This is a genomic window from Pseudomonas wadenswilerensis (genome assembly GCF_900497695.1).
GTDB classification, from domain to species: Bacteria; Pseudomonadota; Gammaproteobacteria; order Pseudomonadales; family Pseudomonadaceae; genus Aquipseudomonas; species Aquipseudomonas wadenswilerensis.
Map to the genome: position 1 here is coordinate 830235 of NZ_UIDD01000007.1, position 21804 is coordinate 852038.

A 21804-nucleotide genomic window follows, 5' to 3' on the forward strand; every position below is an offset into this window, starting at 1 on the left:
AGGCAACTTACGTTACCAAGGAGAAATACATGCTGATACTCACCCGCAAGGTTGGCGAAAGCATCGTCATCAACGATGACATCAAAGTCACCATTCTGGGCGTCAAAGGGATGCAAGTGAGGATCGGCATCGATGCACCGAAAGATGTACAGGTGCACCGCGAGGAGATTTTCAAACGCATTCAGGCCGGTAGCCCGGCACCGGAAAAAGGAGGCGACGAGCACTAAGTAGCCCCCAGCTCACTCAAGCCGCACGGATGCGCTTGATCCTGACCCTGACAACCCTCCAGGTTGCAGTCGCAGGTCTCAAGGCGCCTCAGGCGCGCCAACCAGTTCCTTCACTTTGGCAATCAGTTGATCAATGTCAAAGGGTTTGTCGAACACGGCAGCGAACAGCCTGGGATTATCCCGCCCCTTGTGAGCCTGTGCCCCGCTCATCAATATAATCGGCAAGGCCTGTAGCAGCGGCTCTGCACGAATACTGACGGCCAGTGCCTCGCCATCCATCACCGGCATCATGTAATCGGTGATCACCAACTCCACTCGTTTGCCTTTCAGCAAGTCCAGGGCCTTTTGCCCATTACCGGCCAGTTCCACGTCGAAACCTTCGTCCTCCAGGGCCCAGCCCAGGATATTGGCGATCAGGTACTCGTCGTCGACGACCAGAATGGTACTCATGGTGTTGCCGGCCCCATTCTCATGATCCAGGCACCTGCGAGGGCGTCCCGGACATCACCCCCGTGGCCTGGGAAAAGGCCTTTTGCAGATCGATACCGTGGTCGCTGATGATCAGTTCCAGCAGCGCCGGATCGTAATAGCTGTCGCGCACCTTGAGGATCGACAGCAATCGCTTGAGCTCGGACTCCATCTCGACAAAGCGCATCAACAGCAGGTTGTCGACGATGCTCGAGAGGTCGGGCGCCGGTGCGTTGATTTCCGAACCGAAGATATCGCGCATTTCCCAGGTGGCCAGGACACTGACGTCACGGGCGCGCAGCTCGCCGGTCAGGGCGCGAAAGAATTCGTTCAGCCGCATCGGATTGCTTGCCAGGCGGGTGAAAGCACCGAGGCTGTCGATCAGCACACGCTTGATGTTGTGCTGCTCGACCAAGCGCAGCAAGCGCATGCCGACATCATCAAGCACGCCTTCGGTGGTCGGTTGCCAGGCAATACGCAAGGCCCCGGCGCGCTCCATGGCGGCAAAGTCGTAGCCCAGGGCGCCGGCCTTCAGGCGCAAGCGATGCGGCGTTTCATAAAAGCCGAAATGCAGACCGGGTTCTGCGGCTGTCGCCGCGCCCAGAAAGCTCACGCCCAGGGAGGTTTTACCGATGCCCGACGGGCCCATTGCCAGGGTCACCGAGGCAGCGGGCAGCCCGCCTCCGAGCATGCTGTCAAACACCGGCACGCCGCTGGGGACGCGGGTCAGCTCGCCCGTGCCAAGCCCGGTCGGGTGGCTGTACAGCGACTCCAGGCGCGGGTACACCTGGATGCCGTCCTCGGTGATTTCACACTCGTGGATACCCGACAGGGCGCCGCTGCCGCGGGTCTTGCGCAACTGGATGCGGCGCACCGAGCGGCTGCCGAACAGCTCGTCACCCAGTTCGATGACACCATCGACCATGGTGTGTTCCGGGCTGCCGTCCTCCAGCCGCGAGCTGGTCAGAAACAGCACGGTGCAACCGGCAAACGCCGCATGGCCATGCAGCTCGGCGATGAATTTCTTGGTGTCCAGCGGGGTTTCCGCCCGCGAGCGGGCATTGAGCAGGCCATCGACGATCAGCAGGCTGGCCTGATGGCGGCTGATTTCCCCGCGCAGCAGTTTCACCACTTCGTCCAGCCCCTCCTGCTCCATGGTGTCGAAAGCACTGACGAACTGCAGTTGCGCGCCGATTTTCGCCGGATCGAAAAAGCTCAAGGTCGACAGGTACTGGAACAGACGCTCGTGGGACTCGCTCAACAGCGTCGCCACCAGCACCCGTCCGCCGTGCGCCACATGGTTGAACGCCAACTGATTGGCCAGGATGGTCTTACCTGAACCGGGCCGCCCTTGAACGATATAGGAAGCACCGACCACCAGCCCGCCCTTGAGCAGTTCGTCGAGCCCGGGGATACCAGTGGCGAGGCGTTTGAGTGGTTCCACGATGCTATGCACCTCCGTGTTCAGGGACGGGGTCAATGGAGGCTGTGTACACCGGCAGGTAGACACTCATGCAGGTACCCTTGCCCGGCTCGCTGCTGACGCTGACCGCGCCATTGCTCTGCTTGGCAAAACCATAGACCTGGCTCAGGCCCAGCCCGGTGCCCTTGCCAAAGCTCTTGGTAGTGAAAAAAGGCTCGAAGATGCGCGGCAGCACCTTGCTGTCGATGCCGCGGCCGGTGTCGCTGATGCTGATGCAGACAAAGCGCCCCACCAGGCCCTCGGGGCGGCCTGTAAGCGTGCAGTTTTGCGCCTGCATGCTGATCAGCCCCTCGCCGTCGATGGCGTCGCGGGCATTGAAGATCAGGTTGAGCAATACCATCTGCAACTGCCCGGCATCGACTTCGACATCCCACAGGTTGTCGGCCAGCAGCACCTGCAGTTCCACCGACGCGGGCAGGGTCTGGCCGAGCAGCACGCGCGTCGACTCGATCAGTTCCGGTACTTTGACGCGACCGAACTTCAAGGCCTTGTGCCGGGCGAAACTGAGCAGTTGCTGGGTCATCTGGCTACCGCGCTCGCCCGCATCGAGGATGTGTTCGAGCAGGCGCTGGGTACGTTGCGGGTCTCGGCTGTTAAGGGCCAGGCGAGCCGAGCCGATGATGATGGTCAGCAGGTTGTTGAAGTCATGCGCCATGCCCCCGGTCAATTGCCCGAGGGCTTCAAGCTTTTGCGACTGGAACAGCTGGGCGCGCATTTCATCGAGTTGCAGTGCGGCCTCGCGGCGGTCGGTAATGTCGCGGGTTATCTTCGCCAGCCCCACGACTTCGCCATCGGGTGCCCTGATCACGTCCAGCGCCACCAGTGCCCAGAACAGCGTGCCGTCCTTGCGCATGCGCCAGCCTTCATCCTGGGCACCGCCAGTACTCAAGGCACGCTCAAGCAGCCAGTCCGGCTTGCCGTCGGCACAATCCTGAGGGGTGAAGAACATCGAGAAATGCTTGCCGATCACTTCATCGGCACGGTAGCCCTTGATGCGCTGTGCGCCGGCATTCCAGGACACCACGTGACCTTCGAGGTCGAGCATGTAGATAGCGTAATCAACCACCGTTTGTACCAGTTGCTCGAAGCGACTGGCATGCATCACATGAAGTTCGGAGTCGGATGAGACCATGGCTGCCCCACGAAGCCGTAGATGGCTTGTCTGGATATGACAGCATACGCTGCAAGCGATTCCCTGCGCTGGTCTAAAACTTAGTCGGATTCTTCAGGCACTGCCAGTCGACGGCGTGGTGAAAGCAACAGTGGCCCAATGACAGCAAGGAATCAATTGCTCTATAGTCGCCCGGCACTTCAGACCTGCCACCTACCTCGAGGGAACGACGCGTGGCCGCAGACCTACGAATGAAAGCTATCCATGATGACCTGCAGCACACCGCCGCCGACCTTGAGCGGGTGTCGCTCGACCTGCGCGGGCACGTGCTGTACCTGCAGCACTCGGTACACCAGGCTGACGCCGCCGCAGTGCTGGGTAGAATCGCGGGCCTGCAATCGTCGGTGGATGACTTGCGCGGCGTCGCCGAAACGATCAGCTACTGATCACGAACACTGCGTGGCGCTGGCGGCGACTGCGACATACTGAATGACGGCCATTGCCGATTTCGGCACGGAGGCGCCGTCCAGAGCCCTGCACGCGGTTGACTCGAATATAACGATGGGTTATAAAGCTCGCTTGATTGAGGGAGCAAATGCATTTTCCTCAACCCAGTGCGAGTGTGGTGGAATTGGTATACACAGCAGACTTAAAATCTGCCGGCGTGAGCCTTGCGGGTTCGAGTCCCGCCACTCGCACCATCTTCTGAGAAGGCGCCTTAGCGGCGCCTTTTTGCTGTCTGGCGTTCGCCCAAACAACCCTTATGCCCTTTTTATGCTGGGCTGGCCGCAAATCCTTCCGGCAACTGCTAAGGTAAAATTGCCCAACAACAAAGGAAGGCCGCCATGCGCTATACCCTGTTCGACAACCAGCGCGACGTCATCATCCTGCTGGCGCGGATACTGCTGATGATCCTGTTCGTGATGTCTGGCTGGAGCAAGCTCACCGGCTTCGACGGCACGGTTGACTATCTGGCATCCCTGGGAGCTCCGGTGCCAACAGTCGCAGCTGCGGTGGCGGTGGTGATGGAGTTTTTTGTCGCCATCATTCTCATCCTCGGCTTCTACACTCGCCCGCTGGCCTTCCTGTTTGCCCTGTTCGTGATCGGTACCGCCGTTATCGGCCACCCATTCTGGAATATGGTCGACCCGGCCAAGGCGGCCAACACCGTGCAGTTCTTCAAGAACATGAGCATCGTCGGCGGCCTGCTGCTGCTGTCGGTTACCGGTGCCGGGCGCTTCTCGGTGGATGGGCGTTAACCCGCAACCGCCTCCAGGCGCCAGCGCCGCTGCTGGCGCCTAGAGGTCGTCGAGGGTGTCTACGCCTTCATCCCAGAATGCATCGTCATCACCTGCACAATCGCTGGCATTCGGCTCGTCGTCATCCTGCGGATCGAACAACGGGTTGACCTCTTCCTGCGCTTCGTAATCATCCTCGGCGAAGTCATGGTCGAGCAGGTGATCATGCTCAGGTTCGTGAATGTCCAGATCGTCGTCGTTCATTGCAGGGCCTGCCTTGCCGGTGTGGGGGCGCCTGTATAAGCGCACTCTGCCCCGCCGTCAACTACGGTTTCAATCGAGCACGTGAGTCAGCACTTCGTAGATGATGCCGGTGGCGATCGCTACCAGAATCAGGTCGGTCCCGGCCTGGCGCCATTCGTAGCCATCGTAGTGCGGCAGCCTGCCGATCAGGCGGTCATCGAGCTTTTTCGCGATGCCGGGTGGCAGGGGTTTGCCGCGCGCCAGGTTCTTGCGCACACCCGGGGGCAGGTCGGCGCCACGACTCCAGTAATCGGGATAGCCCAGCAGCACATTGATGACACGGCTGCGATCGATGGCCGGGCCATGACTCCATTGGTCAGCGCTCTTGCCACCTTTCTGGCTGGCACCCTGACCACCCTGCTTGCCCTGGCCATGCCCCGGATTACCTTTGCCATTGCCCGGATCGGCAACAGCGCCAAGTGAACCGAGTGCCAGGCTCAACGAGGTGGCGACGACAACCAGCAAGCGCGATCTGAACATGATGATGTGCTCAAGAATGGGACATCCCACATCAGCTTAGACGTTGTGCAGGCACAAGGTTCCGTGACAGGGTAATGGCACCAGGGACGGGCAAGCCAAGGAGCGACAATGAAGTACCTGCTGATTTTCATCGCCAGCTATGGCGCGACATTCTTCGTGGTCGGCTCGATCATCGAGGCCCGCTTGCATGACCTGGCCGAGCACCTGCGCTATCGCGAGCGGGCGCCGACCAAGGCGCAATACCTGCGCGAAGTTCGCGCCAGCGTGCAACGTTCGAAATTCGAAGCCTGCGCCTGGCTGGGCACATTGTTGGCTCTGGTGGTATCGCTCTTGGTCTGGGTGCTGAGCTGACCGTCGCAGGAGCGGGCTTGCCCCCCGATAGCGTCTATCCTCCACCGGTAGGCACCTCGCGGAGCTTCGCAGCATGTGCGGCAGGTTATCCCAATACCATGGCATCCACGATTTCGTCGAGGCCCTGAGCATGCCCGGCGCCCTGGTCAACAGCGTCGGTGATCAGCCGCTTGGCCACTACAACGTGGCGCCGACCACCCGCGTGGCGCTGCTGCATATCGAGGCTGACATCCTCCACGCCGACCTGCTGCCCTGGGGCTGGCGCCCGCACTGGGCCAGGGATCGCGCCGCCCCCATCAACGCGCGGGTGGAAAAGGTCGCCCATGGCGCCTTCTTCCGCGCCATCTGGCCACACCGGGCCATCGTGCCGATCGACAACTGGTTCGAATGGGTCGATGAAGGCGGCCCGAAAAAGCAACCCTACCTGATCCGCCGCGGCGATGGCCGCCCTGCCCTGTGCGCCGCGATCGGCCAGTGCAGCGGCGAGCATGCGGGGTTCGTCATCCTCACGGCTGACAGTGAAGGCGGTCTGCTCGACGTGCATGACCGCCGTCCAATCGTGCTGGCGCCGGCTTTTGCCCGGCAATGGCTGGACCCGGCCACCGCTGGCGAACACGCCGAGCAGATGGCCTTGAATCTGGGTGAGCCGGCAGCGCAGTTCGAGTGGTACCCGGTCAGCGCTGCGATCGGCAATGTGCGTAATCAGGGCGCCGAATTGATCGCCCGCATCCCGGGGTAGTGGCTGATGGCAGGTAGCTCATTGAGTTCGATGACGTCGGCGGCAATTGCGCGACAACGTTTTACGCCCCAGATAATCGCCCGGGTCAGGGTGACTTCATCGAGATGGTCGTGATACTCCTCCACGATGGGTAGACCGGCACTGGTGTAAACCCCGAGAAACAACTGGGTGCAACCGCTGCGCGACAGCCGCGCCTTGACATCAAGTGTGATTCCCGACTCCAGCGATTCTTCATGCTCCTGGCTGTGCAGTTGGCAGTCTGCCCAAGCCCAATAGTGTGCGCCTCTGTACCTCATTATTATTTTCCTTGTGAGTCGGCAGCACACGAAAGATATATAAAAAAAGTATGAAACAGAAGAACTCAATTAGGTGTTGGACAGTGTGCAATAGAGCCAGTCGCTATAAAGCAGGCAGGCACAACTTCACATCAGCGAAAGATACCATCCAATAAAGGCGATCAGCCCTATCGCCTGCAAAATCAATAGCGTACCGGCACCTGCCGGCTTCCCGGCGAGCACCCAATAAGTGCCGACCAGCGGCAGGCACAAACCATTGGTTACACCCAGGGTAAATATTGCCAGCGCGCGTCCAAGGCTGGGAAAAGGACCTCCAGGGGCTAACAGAAAAAACACGAAAATGCCGCCACCTATTGCCGCGACAATGATCGCGGCCAATGCAAACAAGCGTTGCGCCAGAGAAGGGTCGTCCATGATCAGTCCTTTGCATTTACGAGGCGGGCATCTTACCCATGCGTTGGCGTTTTATCACGCACGGCCCCATCAACGCGCTCCAGGCAGCCGACTGCCTAGTCGTTGGGCAACGGCATATCCTTGTCGTCGGGATACTGTTCCTCATTGTCGCCCTCTTGCCAATCGCCTGGGCGCTCCTGCGGAATAACCTGAGGCCGGGTCAAGGGATCGTATTCTTCGTCAGGCTCAGATTCGGGCCGTGGGGGTATTTGCATCGAGACATTAGGCATAAGCACCTCGGTTGCAAGGCACAGGAGGTCTGGGCCGTATTCATTCGAGCGGTACGCTGTGGGCAGCGTGCCGTTCGAGCGACGAATGGCTAGAGCTTGGAGCTCGCCCGCCCTTCGCCCAGGCCGTCAACCAGGCACCAACCGTTGCGGCCCTTGTCCTTGGCCAGGTACAGCGCCGAGTCGGCCGCGCCCATCAGCATGTCTGCGCCAACCGCCTCCTTGCCCGGGTAGCCGAGGGCAATGCCGGCACTGGCGGTCACCCTGCCCGAGGGGCTTTTCACATGCTCGATGTGCAACTGGCGGATCGCCTCGAGAATGTCCTCGACAATCCTGCTGGCCCCCGCCGCATCGGTGTTGGGCAGCAGCAGGGTGAACTCTTCGCCACCGTAGCGCACGGCCAGGTCGCCGGGACGCTTGAGGCTGCCCTGAATGGCAGTGCCCACGGCGCGCAGGCAGTCATCCCCGGCGGGATGTCCATAGTTGTCGTTGTACCGCTTGAAGTAGTCCAGATCCATCATCACCAGCGCCAACGGATACCCCTGACGCCTGGCCCGACGAATTTCCTCAGCCAGGGCAGTGTCCAGCCGCCGGCGGTTACCCAGGCCCGTCAGGCTGTCGCTCAACGCCAGGTCACGGACCGTCTGGTGTGCACGCCGCAGCGCGGTCTCCATCACGATTCGCTCGCGCAGTTGCCTGAGCACCAGGGCGCCGAAACCGCTCAAGCCCACCAGCAACAACAGCAAGACCATGGCGGTCTTGATCAGATCATCACGCCAGGGGCCAATGATCGAGGCCCGGGAGAGCCCGGCTTCGACCACCAATGGATAGGCGTCCAGGGCCTTGTAGGCGTACAACCGCTGGGTACCGTCGACCACTGCGGTGGTTTCGACCACGCCCTCGGATGAGTGCGGCAGGTACTCCTGGAAGATCTCGCTGCCGGCCAGGCTGCCGCCAATCACCCGCTCGACAAAAGGCCGGCGGAGCAGGATGGTGCCGTCCCGTTTGGCCAGCACCAGCGCGCCACGGTCATCGATCTTGAACGCACCGTAGAACTCGACGAAATAATCGACCTTGACGGTGCCCAGCAGCACCCCGAAAAAAGACCCGTCGGGGTTATCGAGGCGCCTGGAAACGGGAATGATCAACTCGCCGGTAGAGCGGCTTTTCACCACGGCGCCGATGTATACGCCACGGTCCACATGGGTGCGGTGATACTCGAAATAATCGCGGTCGGCGTTATTGGCATTGGTCGGCGTTTCGCTCTTGTCGGTGACGATCCAGTGACCGTCCGAGCCATACACAAACAACCCGTGCAACTGTGGCATCAACGCCGCCTGCTGCTTGAGCAGCCTGTGCAGCCGCGGAATATTCATCCGCGCAAAGCCGTCACCTTCAAGCCGCTCGCCAAGCATCGCGGTCACCACATCGACCTGGCGGATAGCATCTTCGGCATGCTGGGCGGTGGCGCTGGCAAGGTTGGTCACCGAGTCATGGGCGCTGGCAAAGGCGTGCCGGTAGTCGCGCCAGATCCGCCAGCCTTCAATGCCGACGAACAGCAGCACGACCACCAGCATGAAACTCAGGATCAGGCGGAACAGTGGCGCCGAACGCCCTTCGCGTGGCGAGAACGATTCTGCGGCTTCGTCCCCGTTCAGGTCATCGGATGGGTGCATACAGGTCCCTGTTCCATAAAACTCCCACCACTGTGATAAACCACCTCCAGACTGTCCAACAGCGCCTGGCGTTTAACATAGACCACCGGGACGTGCTCACCTAGGGCAAGCATGCAAAAAAGCCCCACAGCGCCATGAGCCTGAGGCCTTCACTTGACTGGGAGGGAAAATGTTACCTTTCAGAGCCAGCAAAAAGGCAGGGAAGCGGTATCCGCCACAAGCGTGAAAGGCAGGTCGACAAGCACGAATGGCCCGATGAATTGCGCGAGCTGGTACTCGGTTTCCAGCCCGCCATAGCAATCGTATGAACGGTCGCGATTGCCGACGGCGGCCAGCCAGGCGCAGCCGTTCAGCTGTGAAAGGGCGACCATCAAGATGAGTTTACGTACCACGCAATGTCCTTATCGCTATTGAGCTGTCGATACATAGACGCTGCTATAACCGGTGAGTCACCTAAGCCCTGCACCGGCACGCGCTAACCGCAGAAGGCTGCAAAAATCCGGCGCTGTCCATTCACCTCAAGATTCAGCCGATCGGGTACGTAACTCAGGTCGCGACCGGGCGCCGACAACACACGCACCGAACTGACACCCGATAACATCTTGGCAATCAGCAGTACCTCCTTGCCCACCTCCTGGCCGAACAAGATCTGGACGGGCTCTGACGAGCACTCCTGCACATCGCTGGTGTAGGCACTGGAATCATCGGTAATGGCGTCTGTGAGTTCGACGATCACCACGCTGAACACCAGCCAGCCGACCAGCGCCAGGGCGAGCCCGAGAATGAGGGTGGGGAGCGCGTCGAGCACACTTCGTGCTGCACTGTTGTCCATAAAAAGAGAGCCTTGAAAGTCAGCTCAGACCGAATAGACAAACTCAAGTTCCCTGGCCGCAGGTCAACCGCGAATGCGTTTGAAGTAGACCAGCTCCGGGTCCTGCTCATCGAGGTTTTCGATGACGCCACTGGGCACAAAACCGGCTTTCAGAATGAGCCTGCGCGACGGCAGGTTGGACTGGTTGGTCGAGATGAACAGCTTTGCTGTCTTGCACGCCGCTTCGGCTGCGGCAAGAAGCTGAAAAGCTACACCCTGGCGCCGATGAGCAGGGGCAACCACCACCAGGGCAACGAAACCGTAATCAAAAAAATGGTAGGTCAGCACCACATAGCCGATCACAGCCCCTGAACAAAGCGCAACCAGGCACTGGTGCTTGCCGACGGACTCTTCAAGAAAATGCCGACGCCCAGGGTTAGTACTGGCGTAGGTATCAAATGCGAGCATTGCGCTCAGGTCGTCGGGCGTGGCCTGACGGACAAGGGTCAGCTCTTGTGTTGCGCTCATTCGGCCTCCTGCCTGGATGTGAACCAAACCTGATTCTACCGCTGGCCCAGCAATGCCGCATTCGCTTGACGGACCATAGCCACCCACTCCCCCGGGCTGACCAGACCGGACTGCTCGAGCTGCTGCGCTGCCACCAGAGCCTGGTCGTAATCAGCCTCCTGCAAAGTACCTTCATCCAGGAAGCGGGCCCTCCACTCCAGAATCGCCGCCATCCCTTTCTTCGTCTCCATTCCCGCCCCCACGTGCACTGAAAACAGGTGCGCGACCGGGTCGCCACCTGAGCGGCGGCGAGATTACAGGAGAACGAAAGTTTTGAGAATGCTTCGTAATACCGTTTGTCGTTGAAAGCCCTGCAACCCTTCGCTACCAGCACAACGACAAACAGCCACTAGCCCCGCGCGCTCCTGCGTTGTTCGAGGACAACGGCCAGCACCGCCAGCACAATGGCCAGCGTGTAGGCAAACAGGCCGAGATTGATCCCCAGGATCATCTTCTCTGAACCGTCGCTGAGCACCATCGATCCACCGTAACCATCGCGCAACCAGTACGCGATCAAGAAGCCACCGGTGACGAACAGGGTGAGCAGGCTCGCAAGTTTGAGATGGTCTTTGATCCACACCAGCCAGACGCTATAAACGCCAATTGCGGTGTTGGTAAACAGTTGCCAGGTTTCATGTAGCCGCGCGTGAGGCTCCCACGCCGGGTTGAAAACGTGAGTCTGGTTGACCTCAAGAAGAGGAACCACAACGGCGTAAAAGACGATGCCGATCGTTACCAGCAACTTCGCAAGCATTACAAACCTCCTTGTCTGTATTGACCGAGCAGATCGCCAGCGCTCCGGCAGATGCCTACCGGGCAAAGTTTTGCGGACACGCCTGAGCCTGTCCCGCCACTCGAACCATCTTTTCACGGTAGCGCATGCCAGCCAAGAGAAGGGATTGCTGCCCTCCCATGTCAATCAACAGCGCGGCACAGCCGAAAGCACAGGACTCGCGGGTCGTGAAGCATGTGTCCTGACCGGTAAAGCGGTACAGGTTAGAAGGCCAGCCCGTGCAATCGTACAACCCAAGGCCAGGACACGAGTAGGGCTCGATGTCGCCAGCAGCAAGAATTTTTGCGCCCCTCGTATCCTGCACGGACTCCCCCGCCAAAGCGGAATCAAACACAATTGCTGACGTCAACAGGAGAATGAACGCTTTGAGCATGAATTGAACTTAAAAAGAAGTGGGATGTGCCGTCAAAATACAGGTTCCATATACCAATTTAAACAGTATTTCGTCGCCAGTAAGGCGTCAGGAAAAACCTCGGCGCCGCGGGGAGGCGGGACGACGCCACGGGGGCATAACCAACAGGCAATCATGCCGAATGTGAACGTTGAAATGGGCGTGCATGGCCCCTGGCGTCTTGAATTTCGGTAATAATCACCGCCAACTTCAGCACGGACGCGCCACATGAAATTCTTCAGCACTCTACTGATCTCGATCTCGTTAACCGGTTGCGGGACGATCAACACGGTCTTCAGGGATGACATGATCTCCAGCAACAAGCTTGCCCGTTGGCACTCCAATTGCGATTCCATTCCACGAATCTACAGCGGTGCGGCATTGAATTACTGCACACTGGACGCAGCGCCCCGCCGTTCTGTCGGCTTTGATGGGTACCCTGCCGCGCCGTTGATACTTTTCGACCTGGCCCTGTCTGGCGTAGCAGATACCGTAGTGTTGCCCTACTCCATCTACCTGCAGAACGAGCACGGAGATATTCAAAAGGCACGTTTCGAGTAGCGGCGGTTACTGCCGCAGGTTGGCGAACAAGTGTTGTACGTAATCAGCTTGCCCAAGCGGTACGCAATCGAACCGGCGTAGACGGGTTTCGCCTGGATGCTCAACTTGCCGCACGGATGCGGCAAGTTGATAGGTGCTTGCTGAGGAAGCTCAACAGCGGATTTCGGAACGACGACTTTCAGCTAGAAAATCGCCCCCGCAATGCCCTTTGCAATAGCACCCTACAAGGTAAATGACAGCGCAGAAAACACCATTCCGCCACTTCCTGCCCAGCCCATGCAGAACTGCCCTTTCTCGGCCTCCCCTCGGCTAACCGCATCAAAAATACCAAAGGGGATCGACGCAGTAATAATATTACCTGTTTTATGTCCAACGTGATGCAGCTTGCTATCAATACCAATCAACTGGCCAATGTGCTCCCACATTTTTGGCGAGCCGGTATGAATGAATACTTTATGGACATCCGCAGCCGAGACGTTTTGCAGATTGAACACTTTTATCGCTTCATTTCGACCATCTTCATGCAAGGCTGCTGCGTAGGAGTTGAACAGATACTGCCCACCGGTTGGTGCGATACGCGCAATATCCTCCTCATTGCAAAACAGCTTCCAGTCCGGCAGGGAAATAGTCGACAAGTCGCTCAGGTCAGGCCTGTTGATGTACGAAAATTTAAAATTCCCCGGGGCTTCATTACTGAGGATGGTGACGGTGGCCGCTTCACCGATGGTAAAACTGGGGAACTTGTAAGCCAGTTCTGCCGGTGACTGCAAAGAAAAGTTCTTTGGCATGACCGGCCCGCCATCCGACATGCCAAATTCCATGTTAACGATGGCTGCGTAGCGGATCTCCCCCGCTTCCATTTTGCTATTGATCACATCCATGGCCGTCACCCAACCGTTGCAGGCGTCGACAACATCAAAATTTCTGCAGTTCAGGCCCAGCGCCTTGGCAATGAAGGTACTGTTGGCAGGCTCGATAAACCCTCGCGTTACGTTCGGATAAATCAATAAATCCAGGTCTGCCTTGTTGATATCAGCTTGCGCGAGCGCCGAATTGAATGCTGCTTCCATCAGCTCCATCGGCTTCTCGTTGGCCGCCAGCCAATGCCGTGTTTCGCTGCCACTTTTCTCAAGCAGCTTGCCGATGGTCTTCAATGTTTTTGGCAAGTCATCCTGAAACGTATTTCTTGAGTGCTCCTCGACCAGGTTGATAACGTCCTGATTGGTGACGACGCGTGACGGAAGCAACCCAGACAGCCCAACTATCTTCATATAACGTCCTTGTTTGAAGTATTCATCCATTGCAATGGCTGCGCATGAGTAGAGGCTTACTCATCCCTGTAAGCAACCACTGGCCGCCTCTATTTCTAGCACAAAAAAACAGTAAATCAAGGCCGCTAACAAAATTTTCAACCTGCCATTCTGGCCAAGTAAACCACCCACTAAACACTCAATTATGTGCCTTAACAAAGGCTCAATAATGACGCAAATCAAGATTTAGCCAATTGACGGCTGGCGTAATGCCATACAGCCAGGTACGCAGCGCGCTATGAACTTGCTTCAGATACGCAGCTGTTTACCAACCACTTTTCCCGCCGACAGCCAATGAGATGCATGGTTCTATATCCATTGCGACCGATGGCAAATTCCTTGCTGTACCATCAGCCTTATAACGTCAGACTGATGTGGGTCATTCGCCTGGAAGACGATGTTTTTATAAACATCATGGTTGAAACCTCCACACTTGGTGGCTTTATTGATACTTTGATTGATTAGGCTGCAACGCTTAGGCGCAGGCGCTCGACTTCCTGGGAAGACTGACCTGAATCCTGGGCAGCGTGGTATCGGCGCTGCGCATCGATGGCCGCTTCAACCCAACGCAGCTATTTTTGGATCGCTATGTCATTCACCGTTGCTCAATTGACCAGAAAGTCTTTAAAGTCCAAAATTAAAGGCTATGGATATGCGTGGCCTGGTGCCTTCAAAGCGTTGTACAGAATGCATAAGCCACGATGGAAACATAATGAATTTTCCACTTTCTGCAACACACGCACTACTAAACCCTGCAGTAAGACAGTCTTCAACTCTCATCCGTAGTGCCGGATTGTATGTCGAGGCGATCATGCCGCGCGGGTCCATAAACTCTATATCACCGCCAACAGCCGGATCTTCCTCTCGGCCGCCGTTGTCGACCCAGTAAACGCCTGACCAAAATGCACCAGGATGCCCATGAAGAGCATTACTGTCGCCAGCCTCAGTAACATTCACCCATGCATTAATCGTCCATTCGAAGCGGGGTTCAATAAATCCGAACTTCTCACTATGGACCGCTGTCAATTGAACGGCAAACGCTCTAGCAAATCGCACTAACGCATCACAGGCTTCCCCACCCCATTCAGTGAAGTCGCTTGCCGACTGCCAACCGCCTTCATTGCTATGCTTAACACCGTTTCGATTTTCCGCCATACGGCGGCTGATTAGGTTTTTCAGCTCGACATTGAGTCTTTCTGCGTCAGGGTAGTGAATACTGGCCAAAGGGGTCGCAAACAAACGCCGAATATTTATAAGTTCAGGGTTGAGTAAGTCAATGCTGGACTGCATACATTTTTCCAAATTGCGTCAGTTACACTGCTGGACGTCGATGCCCCTGAGCTTGGTCAGATCGTTAATTGGCGTCATCGTCCCTGGATGTAGAGCGGTGTTAGTAAGGTGCTCGAAAATTGCTATTTGGCACCCTTCAACCACGAACAACAATCACCCCCGGCCAGATCAGGTCAGAGCGTTAAGATGGTGCACGCAAGTTGCTGGTCCGATATGCGGGGGACATCAAGCACCTCGCGAATCCTGACAAATGCTGCTTCAAGGCGAACGCCTCGAATGTCTCCATCGCTGGCGACGAAGGCGGCGGCGTCCTCCTTGGCGGCCAGAACGATTTTGTCGTCCTTGAACGAACTGCTGGTACCTTTGCTGGCACTCATACTCAGGCTTACGCTGAGGTCCGTGGTCATCACGAAGCTGGTGGCCTGCGCATGGGCGCCTACCAGGCAACCGACCAGGCAGAGCAGACGAAGCAGGGGGGTGGTTTTCATGAAGAGCTCGAAGTACGGCGAATGGGAGCGCACCTTAGCAAGAGCGACCACTTGATAACTTGATGAACATTGCTAAGTATTGTTAAAAAAATCTTTCCCAGGGCCCAGTCAATCGCCTTCGTAACTCATCAAGTCAGGCCCATTGGCATCGCCAATCAATATTGCTGCCGGTACCTGCGCTGGCATCGGCAGTCGGCGGACGTCTCGGTTTAGCGAGGCGCGGGGACAAGGTGGCGCGGAAGCTAACTGCCGACGGCAATGCGGACCTGGCTGTCAAAGTGCGGCAGTTCCAGTCTCGCGTTATCAGGCCGAAGGCGGCCTCAAAGATCGAGGACGTCGCGTTGGCGAGGTGGTCAGCCCGACCAAGTAATACGCTGATGCGGAAACGGCGCCTGATTATGCGGAAATGATCGGCTTTTCCGGCCCACAAAGAAAAACCCCGCAGACGTTAATCTGCGGGGCTTTCAATAATGGAGGCCGAGGTCGGAATCGAACCGGCGTAGACGGATTTGCAATCCGGAGCATAACCACTTTGCTACTCGGCCTCAAATGCCCGAGACCCTGATACTGCGGTCTCAAACATATACAACTCTTTAAGGAAACAACTCGCTAAAACCGCTATCTCCTTGAAAACGCTAGGCTTTTTTCGTGCCTCGTTTTCGATGGACGCAATTATGTACTCATTCCCCAGCTCTGGCAACCCCTTGAATTCAAAAAGTTTTATTTTTTTATTCGAGAGACGCTACGGGCCCCGAAGTGCGGGCTTTGGCCGCAACAAACAGGGTGACAGCCCCCATTGCCAAAGCGCGTTACTATACAGGCTCTACCCCCTGCCCGCTGCCTGAATTGCCGATCATGATGCAAACCGAACTGGATCTGTTCAACCCCGCCAGCCCCGCCGAACCACAATGGATCGGTAAACAGGCGGTGGTGCTGCCCGGTTTTGCCCTGGCCTGGGTAGACGTGCTGCTGCCTGAGCTGCGCCAGATCATCGCCCGCGCGCCGTTCCGGCATATGCTCACCCCCGGCGGCCTGAACATGGCCGTGGGTTTGACCAACTGTGGGGCGCTGGGGTGGATCAGTGACCGTCGCGGCTATCGGTACAGCCCGGTCGATCCGCTCAGTCAGCAGCCCTGGCCCGCGCTGCCACCTGCATTCATCGAACTGGCGGCCCTCGCCGCTTCGGCCGCAGGCTTTGCCGATTTCCGGCCGGACGCTTGCCTGATCAACTGCTATAAACCCGGCAATCGCCTGAGCCTGCATCAGGACCGTGATGAGCGCGATTACAGCCAGCCGATCGTCTCTGTGTCGCTGGGTTTGCCAGCGGTGTTCCAGTTCGGCGGGCATGCCCGCAACGAATCGACACGGCGCATCGGCCTGCGTCATGGCGATGTGATGGTGTGGGGTGGTGAAGACCGTCTGCGCTTTCATGGGGTACTGCCACTCAAACCGGGCAGTCATCCGCTGCTAAGCGGCCGGCGGATCAACCTGACCTTGCGTAAGGCAGGCTGAGGTCTATGTTTTACAAAACCTCACAACCCCACGCGCAGCACCTATCGATAATGGAATGATTATCCGCACTGACAGGAGTCTTGCTCGCCATGCAATGGATCAAAGCCCTGGCCCTGATCGTCGCCCTGCCGTGCTGCGTAGCCATGGCCGGTGAGGAAGCGACCCTGCAGATCCCTGGCCCTCAAGGCCCACTGAGCGCAACCTGGCTCAAGGCCCAGAGTACCGCGCCGGTGGTGGTGGTCATCCCGGGTTCCGGTGCCACCGACCGTAATGGCAACCACAAGGGCGCAGGTTTGCGCCCTTTCACCTATAAATTACTGGCCGAAAGCCTCGCTGCCCAAGGCATCAGCAGCCTGCGCATCGACAAGCGTGGCGTGCGTGACAGTGCCGGAGCGGTTGCCGATGCCGATCAGGTGACCATCGACGACTATGCCAGCGATGTCCGCGCCTGGGTCGCAGCCTTGCGCGAGCGTCAGCCGCAGGCGCCGGTGTGGCTGCTGGGGCATAGCCAGGGCGGCCTGATTGCCATGCTCGCAGCCCGGGACAACCCCGATGTCAGTGGCCTGGTGCTGGCGGCCAGTGCCGGGCGGCCAATCGCGACGATCCTGGTCGAGCAACTCCAGGCCCACCCTGAAAACGCGCCACTGGTCGAGCCTGGAATAGCCCTCATCCGCCGCCTCGAGGCGGGCGAGACGGTGTCGAACTCACAGATCCCCGATGAGCTCAAACCGCTGCTGCGCCAGGAGGTGCAAGGCCTGATCCGCAGTGAAATGGCCCACGACCCGGCGCAACTGATCGCGCCCCTGAAGCAGCCCGTGCTGATCATCCAGGCAGGTCAGGATTTGCAGATCACGGCGGCCGATGCCAAGGCCTTGCAGCAGGGCCAGCCGAAGGCGCGGCTGGTCTTGCTGGAGCGCGCCAACCATGTATTCAAGGATGTGCCCGAGGGTGACCGGCTGGCCAATCTCATGGCTTACAGCGATCCGCGTTTGCCATTGTCGGAAGGTTTGGCCGAAGCCGTGGGCGAATTTGTACTGGGACACTGAGCCCGTTCCACGGGCCTTGACCGTCACTCCCTACCCGCTCCATGCTCTAGCCCCTCCCCCGACTTTCAAGGAAGATTGCATGAAGCTGGAAACCCTGGCCATCCACGCGGGCTTCAGCCCCGACCCGACCACCAAGGCCGTCGCGGTACCGATCTACCAGACCACCTCGTTTGCTTTCGACGACACCCAGCACGGCGCCGATCTGTTCGACCTGAAAGTCGCCGGCAACATCTATAGCCGGATCATGAACCCTACCAACGACGTACTCGAGCAGCGCATGGCGGCGCTCGAAGGCGGTGTCGGTGCCTTGGCCGTGGCCTCGGGCATGGCGGCGATCACCTACGCGATCCAGACCGTGGCCGAAGCCGGCGACAATATCGTCTCGGTGGCCAAGCTCTACGGCGGTACCTACAACCTGCTGGCCCATACCTTGCCGCGCTTCGGCATCCAGACCCGCTTCGCCGCCCATGACGACATCGCCGCCCTCGAAGCGCTGATCGACAGCCGCACCAAGGCAGTGTTCTGCGAGTCGATCGGCAACCCGGCCGGCAATATCGTCGACCTGCAGGCCCTTGCCGATGCCGCGCACCGCCATGGCGTGCCGTTGATCGTCGACAACACCGTCGCCACGCCGATCCTCTGCCGCCCGTTCGAGCACGGCGCCGATATCGTCGTGCACTCGCTGACCAAGTACATCGGCGGCCACGGCACCAGCATCGGCGGCATCGTCATTGACTCGGGCAAGTTCCCCTGGGCCGAAAACAAAGAGCGCTTCGCCCTGCTCAACACCCCGGACCCGTCCTACCACGGCGTGACCTACACCGAAGCCTTTGGCCCTGCCGCCTTTATCGGCCGCTGCCGGGTGGTGCCGCTACGCAATACAGGGGCTGCGCTATCGCCATTCAACGCCTTCCTTATTCTGCAAGGCCTGGAGACGCTGGCCCTGCGCATGGAGCGTCACACCGAGAATGCGCTGAAGGTCGCCCGCTACCTGCAAGACCATGAGCAGGTCGCCTGGGTGAAGTACGCAGGCCTGCCCGATCATCCCGAACACGAACTGGCCCGACGCTACACCGAAGGCAAACCGGCCTCGATCCTGTCGTTCGGGATCAAGGGCGGCCAGCAAGCTGGCGCGCGTTTCATCGATGCGCTACAGCTGGTGGTGCGTCTGGTCAATATCGGCGATGCCAAATCACTGGCCTGCCACCCCGCTTCCACCACTCACCGCCAGCTCAACGACGAAGAGCTTGAACGGGCCGGTGTACCACGGGACATGGTGCGCCTGTCGATCGGCATCGAGCACAGCGATGACATCATTGCCGACCTGAGCCAGGCACTGGAGGCCAGCCGCGGGTGAAGCAGTCAGACTACTACGCAGCTTCACGCGAGGCTGCGGTGTACCCGCACCTGCGTCAGGCGGTTGACCTGGTCGCCGCAAATGCAGGCAACATTGCCGTGGATGTCGGCTGCGGCGCGGGCCGAAACACGCGTTTTTTGCTGCAACGCGGTTTTGTCGTGCATGCCTATGACAATAATCCCGAGGCCCTGGAACATACCCGCGCCTTGGGCAACCAGCCGCAACTGTTCACTGCCTGCAGCAGTTTCGAGTCCTTCGACTACCCGCAGGCGGCGTTGATCACCGCCAGCTCCAGTCTGTTTTTTTGCCAAGCGCAACACTTCGATGAAGCCTGGCGGCGGATCGTTCAGGCGTTACGCACAGGCGGGATATTTTGCGGACACTTCATGGGGCCGATGGACTCCTGGGTACAGCTGGAACGTCGCGACTTGAGCGTGCATGACCGTGCACAGACCGAACAATTGTTCGACGGCTTCGAGCTGCTCGATCTTTATGAATACAACCAACCCGGCAAGACCCTGCTGGGCCGCAGCAAACACTGGCACACCTACTCGGTGCTGGCCCGCAAGACCGCTCAGGGCTTGCCGGCCAGCACCGGTTCACTCAGGCGATGACGACCTGCGCCGCGCCAAGGCTGTCTGCCGATACCCCCACCAGGGTCACGCTGTCAGTACCAAAATGCAGCACGGTATCGTTGCCCACCTGGTTCAGGTGCTGACGAAAATCTGCTTGCGCGGTGCCGCCATCAACCCCCATGAACACCAGACGGTCATCAGCGCCAAAGCCCTGAACCTGATCCTGGCCGAAATGGCCGCTGAACAGGAAGGTGTCCCGGCCGCCGCCTGACACCAGTACATCATTACCGGCGCCGCCGACGAACACATCGTTGCTACGGCCACCCTGCAGGTGGTCATTGCCATCGAGGCCAAACAGCCAGTCGCCCTGGGCGCTCGCGGTCAGGCCGTCATTGCCCGCCGTGCCGCTCTGGCTGGCGGCGTAGGCATGCAGCTTGCCGCTGCTCAGCAGCCCCGCCGGGTCGATCTGGTGGCTGACCTCCTTGCTGAAGAACACCAGGCTGGACTCCTTGCTGACCAGGGTCTCGACCTGGTTGACCAGGCTGATGCCGCCCGCTGCGTCGCGCAGGTACAGCGTGCCATTGCCATCGCGGGCGATGTCGACGTTGCCCAGCGCCTGGCCGAGCGTCAAGGTGTCGTGGCCGGCGCCGCCGTCGATCAGGTTGTAGCCGCCTTCGTCACGGAAGGTGTCATTGCCGCCGCGCCCTTCGAGGTAGTCGTTGCCACGCCCGCCTTGAATCAGGTCGCCGGCTTCGGAACCGATGATAAAGGTGCTGCCCTTGTGGGTTTCGGCGTTGCGGTTCAGATCCTCGACCCAGGTCGAGCCACGGGTGACGTCGGACAGGTTGCTGACGATGATGGTCGAGTCCTTCGCCGTCCATTCATAGAATGTCGAGTTCAGCACCCGGCCCAGGCCATCGCCGTAAGCGGTGGGCAAATGCGACAGCCAGGTGACGATGTTGGCAATCGAGTACGGCAGCAGGTTCCAGGCATCCGAGGCGTAGTGGTCGTTGAAGTTGACGATGTTGTCGGTGCTCGAGGGCTTGGCGGCATCATGTACGCCGAAGGTTGCCCAGTCGGCTTTCGAGCCGTTGAGGGCGCGGAACACCGGGTCGTTCTCGTAGCCGATGTTCAGCACCTTGCTGCTGTCGCTGGCCTGGGTAGGTGAAGCAAAAGCAACATAACGGGCATCTTTATAAAAACCGCCCCACTTTTCGTTGCTGAGCTCGGCCAGGCTGTTGACGCCGAGGCCGCCAAGGCTGTGGCCGCTGACGGTGATGTCGGTGCCGCTCAGGCCGTTGGCCTTGGCGAATCTGGCGACATCCTCGAACAGCCTGCCGAAGGCATTGGCGGCGTAGTTCTTGGCATAGTCAGCCGGGCCAATGGCGGCCATAAGGTCGTTGATGGCGTCGCTGATGGTGTCGCCAATCAGGTTTTCCCGCGGGCCGCTGGTGCCGCGAAAGGCGATGCCCAGGCCGCTCAACTGGCCAGCAGCGTCATACTTGCCGAGGATCTCGACCTGGGCACTGGTGTAGCCGGCGGTTTCGCCATGGATGGTGCCACGAAAATCCGTGCTGCCCTGATAGCCCAGTTGCTGGGCGCTGATCGGCGTCCAGCCTGCGGCCTTGACTGCGGCCAGGGCCTGGGCTTCGGAGTCGGGGTTCCAGGGGAGACCGGGGATCGCGCCCTGGCTGTCGGTGCCGCCAATCAACGCCTTGATCAAGGTGGCGGGCAAGCCGAGGCCGAAACCGTACTGCTGGTAGCCAACGGCGAAGCCGTTGTCGATGCCGTGGTAGGCATACAGGCTCAGCGCCATGGCGTCGCTGTACAGGGCTTTGGAAGCGGTGCTGTCGAGGTTGCGATAATCGAAAACAGGCATGGCATACATCCTTGTGCAGGTGGCAGAAAACCCTGGCGACAGCGTCCGTTGACACACCCGTGGGCAAGGTCAAACGCTGCCACAACGGTAAATTGCCCGTCCATGGCAACGTCGAGGGCAAGCTGGCCAAATGCGAGGAGTTTTCGTTGTCATCGATGGCAACATCGAGCTG

General features: G+C 59.1%; 28 protein-coding genes and 2 tRNA genes. 11 read left to right on the top strand and 19 right to left on the bottom strand.

The window, feature by feature from the left end; translation table 11 throughout:
- Positions 1–29: 29 nt before the first annotated feature.
- Complete coding sequence (gene csrA / locus CCOS864_RS14835) at positions 30–227, top strand: carbon storage regulator CsrA (protein WP_010223936.1); 198 nt, start codon at positions 30–32, stop codon at positions 225–227.
- A gap of 78 nt (positions 228–305) precedes the next feature.
- Here csrA and CCOS864_RS14840 read toward each other — a convergent pair whose 3' ends face one another.
- Genes CCOS864_RS14840 through CCOS864_RS14850 form a run of 3 tightly spaced genes read right to left on the bottom strand, consistent with a single transcriptional unit; the run spans position 306 to position 3310 of the window.
- The gene (locus CCOS864_RS14840; protein WP_115086994.1) at positions 306–677 is read right to left on the bottom strand and encodes a response regulator; all 372 of its coding nucleotides are present in this window, start codon (positions 675–677) and stop codon (positions 306–308) included.
- A 19-nt stretch (positions 678–696) separates the two neighbouring features.
- A complete protein-coding gene (locus tag CCOS864_RS14845; protein WP_115087130.1) occupies positions 697–2142 on the bottom strand; it encodes an ATPase domain-containing protein in 1446 nt (481 codons plus the stop codon).
- Between the two features lies 1 nt (position 2143).
- The gene (locus CCOS864_RS14850) at positions 2144–3310 is read right to left on the bottom strand and encodes a two-component system sensor histidine kinase NtrB (protein WP_115086995.1); all 1167 of its coding nucleotides are present in this window, start codon (positions 3308–3310) and stop codon (positions 2144–2146) included.
- Positions 3311–3540: 230 nt separating this feature from the next.
- Here CCOS864_RS14850 and CCOS864_RS14855 point away from each other — a divergent pair, with 230 nt between their 5' ends.
- The 3 genes from CCOS864_RS14855 to CCOS864_RS14865 all read left to right on the top strand — a co-directional run bounded on the left by CCOS864_RS14855 (position 3541) and on the right by CCOS864_RS14865 (position 4548).
- Positions 3541–3735, top strand: a complete 195-nt coding sequence (locus CCOS864_RS14855) for a hypothetical protein (RefSeq protein ID WP_115086996.1) — start codon at positions 3541–3543, stop codon at positions 3733–3735.
- A 170-nt stretch (positions 3736–3905) separates the two neighbouring features.
- Positions 3906–3990: transfer RNA gene (locus CCOS864_RS14860), tRNA-Leu, on the top strand.
- Between the two features lie 144 nt (positions 3991–4134).
- Positions 4135–4548, top strand: coding sequence for a DoxX family protein (locus CCOS864_RS14865; protein ID WP_115086997.1), 414 nt, complete (start codon positions 4135–4137; stop codon positions 4546–4548).
- A 39-nt stretch (positions 4549–4587) separates the two neighbouring features.
- Here CCOS864_RS14865 and CCOS864_RS14870 read toward each other — a convergent pair whose 3' ends face one another.
- Together CCOS864_RS14870 and CCOS864_RS14875 are read right to left on the bottom strand one after the other, a co-directional pair.
- Positions 4588–4791, bottom strand: a complete 204-nt coding sequence (locus CCOS864_RS14870) for a hypothetical protein (protein WP_115086998.1) — start codon at positions 4789–4791, stop codon at positions 4588–4590.
- 69 nt (positions 4792–4860) lie between these two features.
- Entirely contained in the window at positions 4861–5310 is a 450-nt protein-coding gene (locus CCOS864_RS14875; protein WP_115086999.1) for an anti-virulence regulator CigR family protein, read from the bottom strand.
- A gap of 108 nt (positions 5311–5418) precedes the next feature.
- On the opposite strand from CCOS864_RS14875, the gene CCOS864_RS14880 reads away from it, so the two are divergent.
- Entirely contained in the window at positions 5419–5661 is a 243-nt protein-coding gene (locus tag CCOS864_RS14880) for a hypothetical protein (protein WP_115087000.1), read from the top strand.
- Positions 5662–5734: 73 nt separating this feature from the next.
- Positions 5735–6400: an SOS response-associated peptidase family protein gene (locus CCOS864_RS14885; protein WP_115087001.1), complete on the top strand. Its 666-nt coding sequence runs from the start codon at positions 5735–5737 to the stop codon at positions 6398–6400.
- Here CCOS864_RS14885 and CCOS864_RS14890 read toward each other — a convergent pair.
- From CCOS864_RS14890 to CCOS864_RS14935, 9 genes are all read right to left on the bottom strand, one after another.
- Positions 6364–6696 (bottom strand): hypothetical protein, encoded by a 333-nt coding sequence (locus CCOS864_RS14890; protein ID WP_115087002.1) that lies wholly within the window; start codon positions 6694–6696, stop codon positions 6364–6366. The two genes, CCOS864_RS14885 and CCOS864_RS14890, sit on opposite strands and share 37 nt — an antisense overlap.
- Before the next feature lie 126 nt (positions 6697–6822).
- Complete coding sequence (locus tag CCOS864_RS14895) at positions 6823–7110, bottom strand: hypothetical protein (RefSeq protein ID WP_115087003.1); 288 nt, start codon at positions 7108–7110, stop codon at positions 6823–6825.
- A gap of 358 nt (positions 7111–7468) precedes the next feature.
- The gene (locus CCOS864_RS14905) at positions 7469–9052 is read right to left on the bottom strand and encodes a sensor domain-containing diguanylate cyclase (RefSeq protein WP_115087005.1); all 1584 of its coding nucleotides are present in this window, start codon (positions 9050–9052) and stop codon (positions 7469–7471) included.
- A 179-nt stretch (positions 9053–9231) separates the two neighbouring features.
- On the bottom strand, positions 9232–9444 hold the full coding sequence (locus CCOS864_RS14910; protein WP_115087006.1) for a YceK/YidQ family lipoprotein: 213 nt from the start codon (positions 9442–9444) through the stop codon (positions 9232–9234).
- An 83-nt stretch (positions 9445–9527) separates the two neighbouring features.
- Positions 9528–9884, bottom strand: a complete 357-nt coding sequence (locus CCOS864_RS14915; RefSeq protein ID WP_115087007.1) for an I78 family peptidase inhibitor — start codon at positions 9882–9884, stop codon at positions 9528–9530.
- A gap of 63 nt (positions 9885–9947) precedes the next feature.
- The gene (locus CCOS864_RS14920; protein ID WP_115087008.1) at positions 9948–10391 is read right to left on the bottom strand and encodes a GNAT family N-acetyltransferase; all 444 of its coding nucleotides are present in this window, start codon (positions 10389–10391) and stop codon (positions 9948–9950) included.
- 35 nt (positions 10392–10426) lie between these two features.
- Positions 10427–10621, bottom strand: a complete 195-nt coding sequence (locus tag CCOS864_RS14925) for a hypothetical protein (protein ID WP_115087131.1) — start codon at positions 10619–10621, stop codon at positions 10427–10429.
- A gap of 158 nt (positions 10622–10779) precedes the next feature.
- Complete coding sequence (locus tag CCOS864_RS14930) at positions 10780–11184, bottom strand: hypothetical protein (protein WP_115087009.1); 405 nt, start codon at positions 11182–11184, stop codon at positions 10780–10782.
- A 55-nt stretch (positions 11185–11239) separates the two neighbouring features.
- A complete protein-coding gene (locus tag CCOS864_RS14935) occupies positions 11240–11596 on the bottom strand; it encodes a hypothetical protein (RefSeq protein WP_115087010.1) in 357 nt (118 codons plus the stop codon).
- Between the two features lie 246 nt (positions 11597–11842).
- Here CCOS864_RS14935 and CCOS864_RS14940 point away from each other — a divergent pair, with 246 nt between their 5' ends.
- Positions 11843–12175 (top strand): YceK/YidQ family lipoprotein, encoded by a 333-nt coding sequence (locus tag CCOS864_RS14940; protein ID WP_115087011.1) that lies wholly within the window; start codon positions 11843–11845, stop codon positions 12173–12175.
- Between the two features lie 221 nt (positions 12176–12396).
- On the opposite strand, the gene CCOS864_RS14945 is transcribed toward CCOS864_RS14940, so the two are convergent.
- The 4 genes from CCOS864_RS14945 to CCOS864_RS14965 all read right to left on the bottom strand — a co-directional run bounded on the left by CCOS864_RS14945 (position 12397) and on the right by CCOS864_RS14965 (position 15808).
- Entirely contained in the window at positions 12397–13476 is a 1080-nt protein-coding gene (locus tag CCOS864_RS14945; protein ID WP_233674589.1) for a 3-oxoacyl-[acyl-carrier-protein] synthase III C-terminal domain-containing protein, read from the bottom strand.
- A 633-nt stretch (positions 13477–14109) separates the two neighbouring features.
- Positions 14110–14775, bottom strand: coding sequence for a TIGR02466 family protein (locus CCOS864_RS14950; protein ID WP_115087013.1), 666 nt, complete (start codon positions 14773–14775; stop codon positions 14110–14112).
- A 173-nt stretch (positions 14776–14948) separates the two neighbouring features.
- Positions 14949–15263, bottom strand: a complete 315-nt coding sequence (locus tag CCOS864_RS14955; protein WP_115087132.1) for a DUF2388 domain-containing protein — start codon at positions 15261–15263, stop codon at positions 14949–14951.
- Positions 15264–15734: 471 nt separating this feature from the next.
- Positions 15735–15808 (bottom strand) — tRNA-Cys (locus CCOS864_RS14965).
- Between the two features lie 310 nt (positions 15809–16118).
- Here CCOS864_RS14965 and alkB point away from each other — a divergent pair.
- From alkB to CCOS864_RS14985, 4 genes are all read left to right on the top strand, one after another.
- Complete coding sequence (alkB, locus tag CCOS864_RS14970; protein ID WP_115087014.1) at positions 16119–16775, top strand: DNA oxidative demethylase AlkB; 657 nt, start codon at positions 16119–16121, stop codon at positions 16773–16775.
- 89 nt (positions 16776–16864) lie between these two features.
- A complete protein-coding gene (locus tag CCOS864_RS14975) occupies positions 16865–17821 on the top strand; it encodes an alpha/beta hydrolase (protein ID WP_115087015.1) in 957 nt (318 codons plus the stop codon).
- Positions 17822–17900: 79 nt separating this feature from the next.
- Positions 17901–19178, top strand: a complete 1278-nt coding sequence (locus tag CCOS864_RS14980; protein WP_115087016.1) for a bifunctional O-acetylhomoserine aminocarboxypropyltransferase/cysteine synthase — start codon at positions 17901–17903, stop codon at positions 19176–19178.
- Positions 19175–19792, top strand: a complete 618-nt coding sequence (locus CCOS864_RS14985; protein WP_115087017.1) for a class I SAM-dependent methyltransferase — start codon at positions 19175–19177, stop codon at positions 19790–19792. Before CCOS864_RS14980 ends, CCOS864_RS14985 begins: the two co-directional genes overlap by 4 nt.
- Here the strand turns inward: CCOS864_RS14985 and CCOS864_RS14990 are convergent.
- Entirely contained in the window at positions 19782–21632 is a 1851-nt protein-coding gene (locus CCOS864_RS14990; protein ID WP_115087018.1) for a polyurethane esterase, read from the bottom strand. The genes CCOS864_RS14985 and CCOS864_RS14990 overlap by 11 nt on opposite strands.
- Positions 21633–21804: the final 172 nt, after the last annotated feature.

Excerpts from the sequence above, each read along its gene's own strand:
- csrA (WP_010223936.1), top strand. The coding sequence starts at position 30 with ATGCTGATACTCACCCGCAAGGTTGGCGAAAGCATCGTCATCAACGAT.
- CCOS864_RS14840 (WP_115086994.1), bottom strand. The coding sequence starts at position 677 with ATGAGTACCATTCTGGTCGTCGACGACGAGTACCTGATCGCCAATATC.
- CCOS864_RS14850 (WP_115086995.1), bottom strand. The coding sequence starts at position 3,310 with ATGGTCTCATCCGACTCCGAACTTCATGTGATGCATGCCAGTCGCTTC.
- CCOS864_RS14855 (WP_115086996.1), top strand. The coding sequence starts at position 3,541 with ATGAAAGCTATCCATGATGACCTGCAGCACACCGCCGCCGACCTTGAG.
- CCOS864_RS14865 (WP_115086997.1), top strand. The coding sequence starts at position 4,135 with ATGCGCTATACCCTGTTCGACAACCAGCGCGACGTCATCATCCTGCTG.
- CCOS864_RS14870 (WP_115086998.1), bottom strand. The coding sequence starts at position 4,791 with ATGAACGACGACGATCTGGACATTCACGAACCTGAGCATGATCACCTG.
- CCOS864_RS14875 (WP_115086999.1), bottom strand. The coding sequence starts at position 5,310 with ATGTTCAGATCGCGCTTGCTGGTTGTCGTCGCCACCTCGTTGAGCCTG.
- CCOS864_RS14880 (WP_115087000.1), top strand. The coding sequence starts at position 5,419 with ATGAAGTACCTGCTGATTTTCATCGCCAGCTATGGCGCGACATTCTTC.
- CCOS864_RS14885 (WP_115087001.1), top strand. The coding sequence starts at position 5,735 with ATGTGCGGCAGGTTATCCCAATACCATGGCATCCACGATTTCGTCGAG.
- CCOS864_RS14890 (WP_115087002.1), bottom strand. The coding sequence starts at position 6,696 with ATGAGGTACAGAGGCGCACACTATTGGGCTTGGGCAGACTGCCAACTG.
- CCOS864_RS14895 (WP_115087003.1), bottom strand. The coding sequence starts at position 7,110 with ATGGACGACCCTTCTCTGGCGCAACGCTTGTTTGCATTGGCCGCGATC.
- CCOS864_RS14905 (WP_115087005.1), bottom strand. The coding sequence starts at position 9,052 with ATGCACCCATCCGATGACCTGAACGGGGACGAAGCCGCAGAATCGTTC.
- CCOS864_RS14915 (WP_115087007.1), bottom strand. The coding sequence starts at position 9,884 with ATGGACAACAGTGCAGCACGAAGTGTGCTCGACGCGCTCCCCACCCTC.
- CCOS864_RS14920 (WP_115087008.1), bottom strand. The coding sequence starts at position 10,391 with ATGAGCGCAACACAAGAGCTGACCCTTGTCCGTCAGGCCACGCCCGAC.
- CCOS864_RS14925 (WP_115087131.1), bottom strand. The coding sequence starts at position 10,621 with ATGGAGACGAAGAAAGGGATGGCGGCGATTCTGGAGTGGAGGGCCCGC.
- CCOS864_RS14930 (WP_115087009.1), bottom strand. The coding sequence starts at position 11,184 with ATGCTTGCGAAGTTGCTGGTAACGATCGGCATCGTCTTTTACGCCGTT.
- CCOS864_RS14935 (WP_115087010.1), bottom strand. The coding sequence starts at position 11,596 with ATGCTCAAAGCGTTCATTCTCCTGTTGACGTCAGCAATTGTGTTTGAT.
- CCOS864_RS14940 (WP_115087011.1), top strand. The coding sequence starts at position 11,843 with ATGAAATTCTTCAGCACTCTACTGATCTCGATCTCGTTAACCGGTTGC.
- CCOS864_RS14945 (WP_233674589.1), bottom strand. The coding sequence starts at position 13,476 with ATGGATGAATACTTCAAACAAGGACGTTATATGAAGATAGTTGGGCTG.
- CCOS864_RS14950 (WP_115087013.1), bottom strand. The coding sequence starts at position 14,775 with ATGCAGTCCAGCATTGACTTACTCAACCCTGAACTTATAAATATTCGG.
- CCOS864_RS14955 (WP_115087132.1), bottom strand. The coding sequence starts at position 15,263 with ATGAAAACCACCCCCCTGCTTCGTCTGCTCTGCCTGGTCGGTTGCCTG.
- alkB (WP_115087014.1), top strand. The coding sequence starts at position 16,119 with ATGATGCAAACCGAACTGGATCTGTTCAACCCCGCCAGCCCCGCCGAA.
- CCOS864_RS14975 (WP_115087015.1), top strand. The coding sequence starts at position 16,865 with ATGCAATGGATCAAAGCCCTGGCCCTGATCGTCGCCCTGCCGTGCTGC.
- CCOS864_RS14980 (WP_115087016.1), top strand. The coding sequence starts at position 17,901 with ATGAAGCTGGAAACCCTGGCCATCCACGCGGGCTTCAGCCCCGACCCG.
- CCOS864_RS14990 (WP_115087018.1), bottom strand. The coding sequence starts at position 21,632 with ATGCCTGTTTTCGATTATCGCAACCTCGACAGCACCGCTTCCAAAGCC.